Annotated in this window: 11 protein-coding genes; 7 read left to right on the plus strand and 4 right to left on the minus strand. The window is 54.3% G+C overall.

Annotated elements, in window-relative coordinates:
- Nucleotides 1-53: 53 nt before the first annotated feature.
- The 4 genes from EYS21_RS22590 to EYS21_RS22610 form a co-directional block, all read right to left on the minus strand.
- Complete coding sequence (locus tag EYS21_RS22590; RefSeq protein ID WP_131135481.1) at nt 54-716, minus strand: transposase family protein; 663 nt, start codon at nt 714-716, stop codon at nt 54-56.
- A 407-nt stretch (nt 717-1123) separates the two neighbouring features.
- Complete coding sequence (locus tag EYS21_RS22600; protein ID WP_131135482.1) at nt 1124-2023, minus strand: glycosyltransferase; 900 nt, start codon at nt 2021-2023, stop codon at nt 1124-1126.
- A 568-nt stretch (nt 2024-2591) separates the two neighbouring features.
- A complete protein-coding gene (locus EYS21_RS23520) occupies nt 2592-3197 on the minus strand; it encodes a glycosyltransferase (RefSeq protein ID WP_242633577.1) in 606 nt (201 codons plus the stop codon).
- Nucleotides 3198-3779: 582 nt separating this feature from the next.
- Nucleotides 3780-4622, minus strand: a complete 843-nt coding sequence (locus EYS21_RS22610; protein WP_131135484.1) for a glycosyltransferase family 2 protein — start codon at nt 4620-4622, stop codon at nt 3780-3782.
- A gap of 422 nt (nt 4623-5044) precedes the next feature.
- Here EYS21_RS22610 and EYS21_RS22615 point away from each other — a divergent pair, with 422 nt between their 5' ends.
- From EYS21_RS22615 to EYS21_RS22645, 7 genes are all read left to right on the plus strand, one after another.
- Nucleotides 5045-6577 (plus strand): polysaccharide biosynthesis tyrosine autokinase, encoded by a 1533-nt coding sequence (locus EYS21_RS22615; RefSeq protein WP_131135485.1) that lies wholly within the window; start codon nt 5045-5047, stop codon nt 6575-6577.
- Nucleotides 6578-6685: 108 nt separating this feature from the next.
- Complete coding sequence (locus EYS21_RS22620; protein ID WP_131135486.1) at nt 6686-8008, plus strand: O-antigen ligase family protein; 1323 nt, start codon at nt 6686-6688, stop codon at nt 8006-8008.
- A 93-nt stretch (nt 8009-8101) separates the two neighbouring features.
- Nucleotides 8102-9100 (plus strand): hypothetical protein, encoded by a 999-nt coding sequence (locus tag EYS21_RS22625; RefSeq protein ID WP_131135487.1) that lies wholly within the window; start codon nt 8102-8104, stop codon nt 9098-9100.
- Nucleotides 9101-9205: 105 nt separating this feature from the next.
- On the plus strand, nt 9206-10444 hold the full coding sequence (locus tag EYS21_RS22630; protein WP_131135488.1) for a glycosyltransferase family 4 protein: 1239 nt from the start codon (nt 9206-9208) through the stop codon (nt 10442-10444).
- Between the two features lie 24 nt (nt 10445-10468).
- Nucleotides 10469-11497 carry a GDP-mannose 4,6-dehydratase gene (gmd, locus tag EYS21_RS22635; RefSeq protein WP_131135489.1) on the plus strand — a complete coding sequence of 343 codons (1029 nt, stop codon included), beginning with the start codon at nt 10469-10471 and terminating at the stop codon, nt 11495-11497.
- Nucleotides 11485-12468 (plus strand): GDP-L-fucose synthase, encoded by a 984-nt coding sequence (locus EYS21_RS22640; protein ID WP_278184762.1) that lies wholly within the window; start codon nt 11485-11487, stop codon nt 12466-12468. Before gmd ends, EYS21_RS22640 begins: the two co-directional genes overlap by 13 nt.
- An 11-nt stretch (nt 12469-12479) precedes the next feature.
- Nucleotides 12480-13967 (plus strand): sugar transferase, encoded by a 1488-nt coding sequence (locus tag EYS21_RS22645; RefSeq protein WP_131135490.1) that lies wholly within the window; start codon nt 12480-12482, stop codon nt 13965-13967.
- Nucleotides 13968-14033: the final 66 nt, after the last annotated feature.

The following is a 14033-nucleotide window of genomic DNA, read 5'->3' on the forward strand; positions in this document are numbered from 1 at the left end:
CAAACGCACCGCCCGCGGCTACCGCAACCCCGGCAATTACAAATCCGTTATCCTCATGAGAAGTGCCGTCCGGACGGCGGCATAACACTCATCCGGGAATCCATTTCCCCATGAACCGCGAAGAGCCCCAAATCCACGATGGTGGTCATCCACGGCTCGAACCGTGTCCACGCCTTCGTTCCCGGGTCCTGGAAGTAACGCACGGACCGGAACCGGTGTTCATCAGTGCCCAGCATCCGCGGGCTGAGCTTGTCCACGTCAGGCAGCGTGAGCAGGCACGCCTCGGTCACCGCCGCCCGGACCATCCACCAGGACACGGCGAACCCGGCTGCTGCTTCCGAGACGGCCCGGCCGGAGAGGATGACCGCGTCCACGAGCTGGTCCCGCAGCCGGCTGGTGGAGCGGGCACGGGCCGGCACCTGCGGCGTGGATTCGAAGAACGAGAGCCGGTCGCAGGCTGGCTCTTGGGAGTACCAGCGGTACTTGGACCAGAGCACGTCCACCGGCCCGGCGACAGGAATATCGCGGAGTCGTTGAAGGCGGCGCTCTTTCCGCCGCGATGCGATGACTCCACAGCTCGGGCAGCCCGGCGGTTGGTCGGTTTCGATAATGACCTGCCGGCGGCCGGCAGTGATGGTGGTGGAAATGACGTGGTAGTCAGGCAGGTTGAAGAGAATGGTGGCAGCGTCAGCTGCGACCCCGGTAGGCTCGATCAAGGCTCGTGGTCCTGTTCCAGGTTGAATGCTTAGACACACTCATCCCAGCAGGGCCACGGGCCCCTTTGTCTTCAACGACACGAACTCAATTCCCCACCAACCGTGAAGAGCCAACAACACCGGCATCAAACACATCAAACGCACGGCACGCGGCTATCGCAACCCCGGCAATTACAAATCGGTTATTCTCATGAGAAGTGCCGTCCGGACGGCGGCATGACACTCATCCGGGAACCCCATCCCATGAACCGTGAAGAGCCACATACCCTGCCTGCCGTCCTGAGCTAAGAAGAGCGGCTCAGTTTCAGGGAATCACCGACAGTTCAGTGCTCCAAAGTGAATGGAATTATGTTGATCCAGCTGATCAACATGGCCAATGGGGGCCGTGAAATGCCTGTCGGGGAGTCCTAGGAACGCGCATACTCCTTGGATCTGTGCCCAATCACTGAACCTAACAGTCCAAGACCGCGGGCCAATGGCCCCAGCTCACGCGACGACAGAGGCCGCAGACGGACTAGCGCTCTCAACGAGCGCAGAGACCCAAGCATGATCCGACTTAGCGCACCTCCGATGACTCTCACCCGAGAATGCCTCTGCAGCTGAATTAGGCCAGTGACACTTCCTACCCGCACCTGGCGCTTCCAGATCCACGCAAAGTTCGCTCTGCTTTCGGGGACTTTCTCAAAAACGACCGCTTCATCGCACCAAACCATGCGGCTCCCGCCGGCTGCCATTCTTTGAAAAAGCTCTGCGTCGCTGCCACCGCTGACGGAATAGGCTGCATCAAAACGTGGGACGTCGAGTCGTTGGAAAGCCTCGGCACGAATCAGGGCATTGTTGGTCGCGCCCGATCGAACGAGCGTCCCAGTAGTCTGTCGGTGTCGTTCGAAGTGTCCACCAGCCTTTATCCACTCCGGGCAAGTTGCACCGAATACCGGCACGACGGGACCGAAAACCACTTCCGCAGCGTGATCGTTTGCACACCCGATCAGCCTTTCGAACCACTTCTCGTCAACATATTCGTCGTCATCGACAAAAATGATCGCCTGCTGGTCGCGCGTCGCATCTAGTGCGGCATTCCTTGCCGAAACAATGCCCGGCCTGGGTTCATGAACGTAGATGGCCATAGGACTTTCGTCAGCGACGATGTCTTGGGCAATTCCATTCGGAGAGTTATCAATAACGAGAACTGTGAAGCCGAATTGTCTCCTTTGTCCTTCTAAACTCCTCAATAGGAATAACAAATCTGCGTTACGGTTATACGTTGCCGCCGCTACTGTTATGCGGTCCGGTTCCAGGGTGCGCACTACTGCCCCTCTGACAGGCGGATCGAAGGAACTTGGTCAGCGACTTTGAAAGACAAGTCGTCCGATTTTTGGGGGGTAATAACGCGTGCCGGATTTCCGACCGCAGAATGCCCATCTGGAACGTCACAAAGAACAACTGCAGCAGCACCTATCCGTGCCCCCTGGCCGATTCGGATCTCACCTAGGGCTACAGCGTTAACCCCAAAGTCCACGGCGTCGCCTACCACCGGTGCAGCCCCACCAGAGGATCTGGATCCAATGCAAACACCTTGGCGCAGAATCACATTGGAACCAATTCGTGCACCACCGTTTATCACTAAGCCGAACCCGTGGTGAATCTGCAAATTCCGCCCTGCCTCAACACTAGTGGGCAGCTCGAAACCACCGACGACCTCAGCTATGAGACGGTAAATGCTTGCAACGACAAGTGTAAGCGGGTGTTTTCTACCAAACTTTTGTCGAGTTATTAGCGAAACACGGTACATAACCAGGCTAATTTGAATCTTGGGTCTCCCCGAATTAGCTCGCCAATCCTGAAATGCATACAATTTTCGTCGACTCCTGCTCATTATCGGCAGCTTACCGAGTTAGTTCGAACGGTCGAGGCAAAATCAATTAGGCGCTGGGCAGCATTCTGCGGGGAACATATAGCCGAAATCTGCTCTGCATCCACACGACGCTGCGACACACGGTCACTCCAATCCTGAAGACAGAACGTGATCGCGGACCCGACGTCTTCGGCTGTAGGCGGGACGACTTTAACGCCAGCATGCTTCTTGAAATCTGCCGACGACATCACGCGATCGACCAGAACAAGTTCAGCCTCATTTGCAATCGCTTCGAGAGCAACATGACAGAAGTTTTCAACTACTGATGTTACCGCCACGACCTTGCTCTCTCGGACGACGGCTAAAGCATCGGAGTGAGACTTCCAGCCCAACCAGCTTACCTGGTCCTCTAACCCCAGCTCCCGCACCAGATTCTGCAATTCGGAAACGTAATCGACGCGGCCATCGCCTACGACCACCAATGTATGCCGTCTCGCACAAGCGGCTAGTCCGCGAAAGAGCAGTGGCAGATCCTTCTGTGGGTCGATTCGCCCGACAAACGCCACATCGTAACGCGCCTCGCTCCGCTCAATCCTCTCTCCGATGTTAGCTGTCGTTGGGTGCATCACGACTTCACTTCCACGCCAAGACCGTGGAGAGCTAAGGGCAAGTTCCCCAGTCGAAGCGAAAACTACGCCATCGAGGCCTTGAAGCAGCCACGCGACCAACGGCCGAAGTCCAAGCTTTACGAACCGGTGCTTCGCCCAGTCGTATGCTGACAGTGACATCGTGGGGACCAACAGCACACGGACAGTTTGCTTGTTTCGTCTAAGCCTGGCGAGTCCATGCCGCATCGCAATAACGAAGAACGATAAGTGCCATACACCAACGACTACCACCGTCGCGCCTCGTGTGGCAGCTTGGGAGTACATGGTGTTCAACCCTATGAACTGTTGGAGACGGCTGCCAGTCAGTGCACCAAATGTGTCAACGCCGGCTTCCGAAAAATTCGCAACAAGGGACTGATGTTCGCCTATACCGTACAGAGCAACTTCGCGTCCATGTTGCTTTAGACCCCGGATGTACCCAGTGATAGTTCGCGCTGGACCGCCCAGCTGATCGTGCACGCGGCCCAAGACCCATATAAATTTGTCTTGGACAAGAGCGTCAGTCATGGTAGTTGACTCTTTCCGTCGTTTGATGCCTCATCAGAGGCCTTTTCCGCGACGCAAATGCGTCATTTCACGGTAATGTTCATCTATCAATAACTCATATATAAACATACGCTTTAGGTAGGATCGGGCTTCGGGCCCATCGAGGAGTCCACCTCTTACGATGGCTAAATAAATGAGCGCAAAGTACTTCCTCAATGCTCCCAAGGAGTAACGCAACCGTCTGAGCAGAGAACGGCGCTCACTTTTTCGACCCACGCCTTCAGAAATCATATTTGCTTCCCACTTGGCATAACGATCGTGCTTCTCAAGCCAATCCGTCAGGCCTTTGGCATTTGTATTGTGGACATATGGCACCTGAACATTGGACAAAGGGTATCCCTGCGTGAATTCCTCCCAAACGCCCCCAGTAAAACGGAGCCCACTGCCCCGCCTGACCGCTCGCGGATGCCAATTAGGGAATCCACTACATCGTCGAAGCCATACACCGTGGTACATAAACGCCGGCGCCGCGTAGAGACCATCGATTCGGGTATTGGAGTTTATTTCGTCGAGAATTGCCTGAACAAATTCTGGCGTTGACAACTCGTCGGCGTCCAGAAATAGAACCCAAGGCTTTTCGGTTGGTAGGTTTTTTACCGCCCAGTTCCGTTGCTCTGTGATGAGAAACGGTCCGTCCTGTCGATGGACGAGGACTTTTGCTCCCAACTTGGAAGCCTTCTCTACCGTTCCATCCGTACTTCCGCTGTCTACGACAAATACGTCGTCAGACCAACCTACGCTGCTTATTGCATGTTCGATAGTTTCGGATTCATTGAGGGTCAAAATCACGACCGCAATGTCACTTCGTTCCATGTTGGCCCCCATAACTTCAGTCATTGCTAACTCCAACTCTCTCAATTATCATATTGCTTTGCGCGGTACTGCAGCTTTTTGGCTACAGACATACCGCTAAGCCGAGGCGCCGGGACTGTGCGTGATCACTGTGAATCATACCGAGCGCCAAGTACGTTGAGGAGCCGTAACGACATCGGCCATCACCACCCCGCCAACACAAACATCTGCACTACATCCGCAAATGCCGACACGGCCCAACCAAGCCGGCATGGGGGCGGGAGGTCGCCTCTCAACTTTTGCTGGCCTCTGTATTAACCTACGTTCGGCCAACGGTCACGCACTCGACGCAATGGGCAGGATGCGGCTGCGGGCCGCTAGACTTTCTGTTGGCAGTCTCTCGCCGACCCACTACGGCGCGTCTTCCCAACATGATCTCCAGCCACGACCACAGGGGGACCCAGGCTATGGACCTACGCGACTACATGCGTATTTTGAGGCGCAATTGGATGCTTCTAATTGCTATAACTATGGCCGGTGTAATCGTTGGCGGAGCAGCTTCCTTGGCGGTAAGGCCGACCTACACGGCCACAACGCAGCTTTTCGTCGCGATCCAAAACTCGGGATCAGTCCAAGAACTTCAGCAAGGCAACACTTTCAGCCAGGCCCGCGTCCAATCGTATGTGAAGACAGTCACGACGCCTCGGGTCCTCCAGCCGGTGATCGACAGCCTGGGGCTCGACACAACGCCGACGGCTTTGTCTCGTCGTGTAACGGCAAGTTCTGACGTGAATACAGTAATTGTCACAATTGCGGTATCGGACACTTCGCCGGTGCAAGCGGCTGCTATCGCTCAAGGTATCGCCGACAGCTTGGTTCAGGCTGTAGATTCCCTAGAAAAACCCAAGAATGGTGGGATCTCACCCGTCGGGTTATCGGTAATCACTCCCGCGGAAGCGCCGAAAGAACCGTCGGGCCCGAACGTTAGGTTCAATCTTGCCATCGGACTCCTACTCGGTCTCGCCTTGGGCTCCGCCGTCGCCATTCTGCGTTCCCTTCTGGACAACAGTGTTCGCACAGAGACGGATCTGCGTAGAACGACGGATGCCGCAATTTTAGGTCGGGTATCCTTTGATGCCGAGGCAGCCAAAAAGCCGCTCATCACGCAGGTAGCCATTCAAAGCCCGCGAGCGGAGGCTTTCCGACAAATCCGTACCAACCTGCAATTCGCCCACATTGGAAGCAAAAGCAAGACAATTCTAGTGACCTCGTCATTGCCTGGAGAGGGCAAGACTACAACAGCCACGAACCTTGCAATTGCTATGGCCGAGTCAGGAAACTCAGTCCTCCTAATTGACGCCGACCTGCGACGACCTATGGTGAGTCAATATCTGGGCTTGGAACGTGACGCCGGTCTGACCACGGCCTTATTGGGACGAGCCGAAGTCGAGGAATTGGTGCAACCTTGGGGTGACGGAGACTTGTTCGTCCTCACTTCCGGCCAGATTCCCCCGAACCCAAGCGAATTGCTTGGCTCAGCAACAATGGGTGCGCTGATTGAGCGTCTGGAGACAATTTTCGATTCCATCGTGATCGATGCGCCACCGTTGTTGCCTGTAACCGACGCCGCTGTACTTTCGCAGTACGCAGGAGGCGTAGTTGTCATCGTTGGTACTCACAAGGTCAAGCAAAACGATCTGGCTAGCGCTCTGCGGTCATTGGAAATGGTTGGAGCTGATCTGTTCGGGCTAGTCCTCAACAGGCTCCCCACTAAGGGGCCGGACGCGTATTCGGAGTCAAACTACACCTATGAGTCGTTTGCAAAGTCTGACTTTGAGGCATCCGTCCGATCCAACCATATGAACTCGCCGAGGATGAATCGGAGGCAGGCTGAAAAGCCCCTTCGCGACCCAAGCCAGTTCCCAAGTGCGGCAGCCAGCTCATCCAGTCTGTTCACTCAGGCGGCCGAAACGGGTAACTCCGAACAGATGCGTTCCTAAAACGGCGAGATCCGTTTTCTTGAGCAATGTCGGTGAGGGAACTTTGATAACTCCTGCATTGTCGTGGCATTTTCGCCTCCATTCTCTTTGTAATGTGTAGGGATAGTCGTGGGCATATATATCTCAGTTGCGGTGGCCGCCGTCGCACTATTTTTGGCAACGTGGAAACGTTTTGGAAGCTTCGGGGCGGCATGTGCACTGTGCCTCTTCACACTGGCCGCATTCCCTCGTCAGCTAACTGGATCCAACGGTCTTCCTCATCCAGGACTTAGTACGGCGGAACCAGAACTCACAAATTTCGGACTGTTAATGGCTGTACTCGCTGTTTGTTGTCTTCTCACTGAGAAGTCACGCCCATCGTTCCTTGCATTCGTTCCCTTGGGTATATATTTACTCGTTTCAACATCCTTTCTGTGGGCGGGGAATCTGGAACAGTTAGCGGGTGTTCAGCAACTCCTGCTGGCCGTATGCGCTTGGGCTGCCGGAGCATGGCTACTCCGGGATGCGGGCACGCACGGCAGGCAAGGACGTCTTTTCAGTTTCCTGTTACTAATACTTGTTTTAGTTCAGCTTTCCTACGCCGTTCTGCAATTCTTTGGCATTATCGGCGGCAACATTATTCCCAATGAAGACGGTGGAGGGCTTACGCGGGTCAGCGGGTCCTTGAGCAACGCCAACAATCTGGGCAAGGTTCTAGTTTTAGCGACCCTGCTGCTCTTGCCCCTGACACTCTCAAACAACCTTTGGACGCGGCGCGCCTCATTGTGTGGTGTATTGCTCGCGCTAATCCCAATTGCCCTAACTGGCGGTCGCGCCGTCGCCATTGGAGCAGTCCTCACATTATTGGTCTGGGCTCTAATGCTGCCAGGAAAGAAGTCTTGGAGTACGAAAATCCTTCTCCCTCTGGGCGTCTCCGTAGTCGGAACACTCTTTGCTGCCTCCTTCGTGGCGCGGTTTCAAGAGGACCCTACAGGGGGCTCGCGCAGTGGATTGACGCAGGTGGCTCTTGAGCAGATTGCGGCGAATCCGCTATTCGGAATAGGTGCAAATTCATATGTCTCGGTTGTTGGAACGTTCGATCCTGTAACTGGATCCGGCTTGCCTGTGCACAACAGCTTCCTGCTCATGACGGCCGAGATCGGCTTGGTTGGAGCCGTGCTACTCTTCGGCCCTTTGGCGGCAACGTTGGTCCATGCAGTTCGTCACCATCGAAGAACTGACTACGTGGGGGACTATGCCCGGGCACTCCTGGCTAGTACACCGGCAATCATTTTGATCGCAGCAACTGGATGGGGCATGACATCAGGTCACGTCATGACGTTCTGGTTTTTTACCATGGGAGCAGTCGCTCAGCAGCTCAAACGCCCCGTCGAACAACCATCTCAGGGAACCTTGACAGGGCCCGCGAATGCGGCTCTAAGGAATTACTAGGGGCGCCATGAATGCTATTTCAATTATCCTGCCCGCGTTAGGCACGAGCCGCACGGGTGGAAGTTTTGCTTACTACGAAATGGGGAGAATTCGATGACGACAAAAGTGTTGATGTCTCCAGGAAGAACTATTACCAACCCATTTGTTGGTTTACTGATAGATCATCTGATGCAGGATATCGAAGTCTCGGAATTCAATTGGAAAAAGGCCTTTTCCGGCGAATACGACATTATGCACGTGCACTGGCCTGAATCATTAATTCGTGCAGATTCCAAGTTGCGAACGCTGGCAAAGTGCCTTCTCTTTATTCTTCTCATTGGGCTAAATAAATTACGCGGTCGAAAAAATGTTTGGACCGTTCACAATTTGACAGCGCACGAACGGAGTTCTTCGGTCGAGAAGTTCGCCTTGCGTATTTGGCGCTCATCTTGTCATGCTCTCGTATTCATGTCCAAAACCGAATTATTCGACGAAGCTAATAGTCGGCATTTATACATCCCTCACGGGGATTATTCTCCCATTATTGATATGAATAATTTCGAGTCACCACCCCATAATACTGGTCGGATCCTGCTCTTTGGATTTCTTCGCCCGTATAAGGGCATTGAACGATTACTTGAGGCATTCACGAAAGCAGAAGACTTGAAGTCGACCCTTCGTATCGTGGGACGGCCAATTTCAAACACTTTTGGTCGGAGCCTAATTGACCTGATGCATTCATCACCGCATATTAGCTATGATTTTCGTAGCCTCAGCGACCAGCAACTATTAAATGAAATAAATCAAGCTGAAATGGTAATTTTACCCTACAAGAGGATTTATAATTCTGGCGCCGCCCTCATGGCACTGAGTGCGTCCTGCCCTATAGTAGTCACCGCATCTCCGACGATGCTTGAACTGCAGCGGGAAGTCGGTTCTGATTGGGTTCAGATGTTAGAAGGCGACCTCACTGCAACCTCGCTCACGGATGCGGTTTGCTCTATCCGGGCCGGTGAATCCAACCGTTTGTCTAGTAGGCCGTCGCTGACTGCAAGAGATTGGTCTTCGCTTGGTGCGACGTATTCGTTGGTCTATCGAGACATGAAGCATTAGCTAATGACCAACGGGTTCGCAGGGCTCAGCCGACCCACTATCAATCCCTGGAAGCGGCCAGAAAACCACCCGACCGTCGATAAGTAGAGTGAGACGAAACAAGACTTGAAAATTACAATAATTGGGCTTCACTACGCTCCAGAATCTACAGGCAATGCCCCGTACACCAGCAGCCTCGCCAAAGGACTTACAGAGCTCGGCCACAAGACACTTGTGATCACTGGATATCCACATTATCCAGAATGGAAGATGAGGCCGGGCTATTCGGGATGGTCGATGCGGGAAACTATCGATGGCGTCGAGACGAAACGTCTACGTCACTATGTCCCGACTGTGCCGACATTCTTGAGCCGGCTCCATATGGAACTTAGTTTCGGCCTCCGTGCGACGTTCTCGCGATGGGACAAACCCGATGTGGTCATCATGGTGAGTCCTGCCCTTTTTGCGACTGCGGTAACCGTGCTCCGTGCTAGATTCGGCCTTAGTCGCCCCACGACAGTTGTATGGGTCCAAGACCTTTACAGCCGAGGAATAGTGGAAACAGCAGGCGCCTCGGGATTGTCCGCCCGTCTGGCGGCCGGCTTAGAGTCACGAGTCCTCCGGTGGGCAGGAGGAGTCATCGCAATTCATGATCGTTTTCGCGAGCACCTAGTGACGAATCTCGGCATTAATAGCGAAAGCACGAGCGTCATCCGCAACTGGACGCACTTAGACGAAATAGCGCCTGTCGACGTAGAGGCATCACGCGCCAAGCTCGGCTGGCTACTCGATGACATAGTCGTTTTACACGCCGGCAACATGGGCAAGAAACAGGGACTGGAAAACGTAGTAAGGGCTGCCAAGATTGCATCGGAAGCCAACAGCCGCGTGCGGTTCGTATTGATGGGTGACGGGAACCAACGCTCGGCACTTGAAGCGTCAGGTTACGGCGTTGATCGACTTGATTTCATTGATTCGTTGCCAGGAAACGAATTCCAATCCGCGTTGCGAGCGGCTGACGTTCTTCTGGTCAACGAACTCGCGGGCGTACGTGATATGGCTGTACCTAGCAAACTCACGTCCTATTTCACCGCGGGTGTGCCGGTGTTGGCAGCTACCGACGAAGGCAGCGTTACTGCGTCTGAGATCGAGGTCTCACGAGGGGGAATTCGTGTAAATGCTGGTGATCCACTCGCCCTTCTGGAAGCAGCTGAGCGTCTCGGGAACGACAAAGAGCTTTCCAATTCGCTGGGTCAGCAAGGCAAGCGCTTCCGCGAAGAAATATTGTCAGAATCGACAGCAATCGGGCACTATGATGAGTTCATCACGAGTCTAGCGACGTCGCGCGGCCGCTGGGTCGCGTGACTCTTTTTTGCTTCTGGGGGCATCATGACGAAACGCGCGCTTATTACAGGAATCACGGGACAAGACGGCTCTTACCTGGCCGAACTTCTTCTTGCAAAGGGTTACGAGGTCCACGGCCTAATCCGACGAGCTTCAACTTTTAACACCGCAAGAGTCGACCACCTCTACATTGACCCTCATGACCCGAACGCCAAGCTTTTCCTTCACTATGGTGATCTCAGTGATGGAGCAAGACTGGTTACTCTGCTAGGCGAAATCAAACCCAACGAGGTTTACAACCTGGCTGCACAGTCTCACGTCAGAGTTTCCTTTGACGAGCCCGAACATACCGCAGATACGACTGGTGTAGGTACGATTCGTCTCCTTGAGGCCGTTCGTATGTCTGGAATCGAGACCAAGTTCTATCAGGCCTCGTCATCCGAAATGTTTGGCGCAACTCCGCCGCCACAGAACGAAGAAACACCCTTTTACCCGCGGTCGCCTTACGGTGCCGCAAAAGTTTACAGTTACTGGATCACGAAGAATTACCGTGAGGCCTATGGCATGTTCGCCGTAAACGGCATTCTCTTCAACCATGAGTCCCCGCGCCGGGGTGAAACGTTCGTGACACGGAAAATAACACGCGCAGTCGCTGCCATCAAGGCAGGCAAACAGGACCTCCTCTATATGGGGAACCTTGATGCCGTCAGAGACTGGGGGTATGCGGCAGAGTACGTCGAGGGCATGTGGAAGATGTTGCAGGCGGACGAGCCAGACGACTTCGTGTTGGCAACCGGCGGAAACTACACGGTACGTGACTTCTTGCAAATCGCATTCGACCACGCAGGCCTTAACTGGGAAAACCATGTCCGCTTTGACGAGCGATACCTCCGACCGACCGAAGTGGATGCACTTGTTGGCGATGCTTCCAAAGCCCAGGAGAAACTCGGATGGAAGGCCTCCGTTCACACACCAGAATTGGCGCGCATTATGGTGGATGCAGACATCGAAGCTCTTCGTCATGCAGGTAACCACTGGATAGATAGCGTTGACTTGGCAAGTTGGAAAAACTAGTGGATACGCACGACACAGTCCCTGGCCTGCTCGACAGATCATCCCCGTTTTACGTCGCAGGCCACCGAGGCCTTGTAGGATCCGCTATTTGGAGAAAACTTGAAGCGGAGGGTTTTGACAACCTTCTCGGCCGGACATCTTCGCAGCTCGACTTGAAAAATAGGGCGGACGTCATGTCCTTTTTTTCGACCAATAAGCCACGCTATGTAGTGCTCGCCGCCGCAAAGGTGGGTGGGATCCTGGCCAACAGCACATATCCCGTCGACTTCCTGAACGACAACCTCAGGATTCAGGTAAATGTCCTCGATGCAGCCTTGCGGCATGGCGTTGAACGACTCCTCTTCCTCGGCTCGTCTTGCATCTATCCAAAGTTGGCAGTGCAACCGATAAGTGAGGACTCTTTACTCACCGGGCACCTAGAGCCAACTAATGATGCCTACGCAATAGCAAAAATTGCCGGAATTATGGGAGTCCAAGCAGTTCGGCGCCAGTATGGGCTGCCATGGATTTCCGCAATGCCGACCAACTTGTACGGGCCGGGCGACAACTTCTCACCGGAAGGTTCCCATGTACTTCCTGCTCTGATCCGGCGCTACGAGGAAGCCGTTAGATCGGGGGTATCCACCGTGACTAACTGGGGTTCGGGTTCCCCTCGTCGTGAATTCCTTCACGTGGACGATATGGCCTCAGCGTGTTTGCACCTGCTCGAAAACTACGACGGTGCTGGGCAAGTAAATGTTGGCACAGGATCAGATGTGACAATCAAAGAGCTGGCCACGTTAGTTGCCGATGCAGTTGGCTACCAAGGAGAGATGGTTTGGGATACCACTAAGCCTGACGGCACACCGCAGAAGCTTCTGGATGTTTCCAAACTCACCGGCGCGGGATGGACTGCAAGTATCGGACTACGTGCTGGCATCGCAGACACGGTGGACTGGTACCGAGCCAACATCGACCGAGTCAGATCCTGAGAGGACGAGCAATGGGGGAAGCTGGCATTGTGGGAGCGGCTACCGCAGGGACAGCGGATGCGGTCAGAACCGCTGCTGGCTGGCGAGCGAAATACACGTCACGGCTGAGGATCATCGATGCAGGGGTCGTAGTCTGGGCCGTCGCCGGAGCATTCGGGCTTAGATTCGGTTTCCCGGATCTCGGAGGCAGCAGTGTCCGTGACGTTGACTACATTTTCTTGTCTCTTGGCCTTGTCATTGTCTGGTGGACAATGTTGGAGTTCTGGGGCTCCAGGGAAGCCAGAGTTCTAGGATCGGGGACGGAAGAATACAAGCGTGTAATCGCCAGCTCAGCGTGGCTCTTCGGATTTGTAGCGGTTGTATCTTATGCCCTGAAAGTCGACACTGCGCGAGGTTTCGTAGGCTTGGCTTTCCCTGCAGGTGCTCTCGGACTATTGATTGCTCGATGGCTTGTCCGGCAGCACCTGTCGCTTGATCGGAAGCACGGAAGAAGTGGTTTTCGAGTGCTAATTATTGGCGGTCCCTCGTCGGCTGCACATTTGGTGCGCTCATTGAATAGTGCTCCGGCCGCTGGGTACCGGCCCATTGCCGTTCATTTGCCGGGTGCTCCTGCATCTAGCATCAACCCCAGCCTGCCGGTTCCGGTGATTGGAACCGAGTCTGATTTCGACGCCATTCTCGCGACTGTCGTGGCCGCCAATGTCGATGCAGTGGCTATCTCTGCTGGCGTGAACATGCACCCGCAAGACCTTCGACGTCTCGGCTGGGAACTCGCGGCCAGGGACATTGGAATGATTTTGGCCCCTGCTCTAACAGATATTGCCGGCCCGCGAATCCACACCCAGCCCGTTGCTGGATTACCACTTATCCACGTCTCGACCCCTAAACTCACGGGCGGTAAGAAAGTTGCTAAGCGAGCTTTCGACTTAGTGATAGCCGGACTCCTAGTCATATTTCTTTCGCCCGTATTCCTCCTGTTGGGTCTTCTTGTTAGATTTACGGATCCCGGCCCTGTCTTCTACCGGCAGGAGAGGATAGGTCTACGCGGAACTACATTCAACATGCTCAAGTTCAGATCCATGAAGGTGAACGCCGATGAAGGTCTCAGAGCACTTCTGGAGGCACAGGGTTCGAGCACCACACCCTTATTCAAGGTTGAAAATGACCCTCGAATAACATCGTTGGGCCGAATCTTGCGCAAGTACTCACTCGATGAGCTTCCACAGCTGCTGAATGTCCTCGGTGGCACCATGAGTCTGGTCGGCCCACGCCCTCAACGAGAAGGAGAAGTTGCCCTGTACGATGACGCGGCGCACCGTCGACTCTACGTAAGCCCAGGAATGAGCGGTCTCTGGCAAGTCAGCGGACGCTCGAATCTGAACTGGGAAGAGAGCATCCGGCTCGACCTCTACTATGTGGAAAATTGGTCACTGATGGGCGACGTAGTAATACTTTTCAAGACGTTCAAGGCAGTATTCGCAAGTACCGGAGCAGTCTAAATTCTATTCTGGTCCATTTTTGTCTCAGCGGCATAAGCCGTTGCATTCTTAGTATCGGGGAAGGCA

It is taken from the genome of Arthrobacter sp. S39 (assembly GCF_004320525.1).
Lineage (GTDB): Bacteria > Actinomycetota > Actinomycetes > Actinomycetales > Micrococcaceae > Arthrobacter.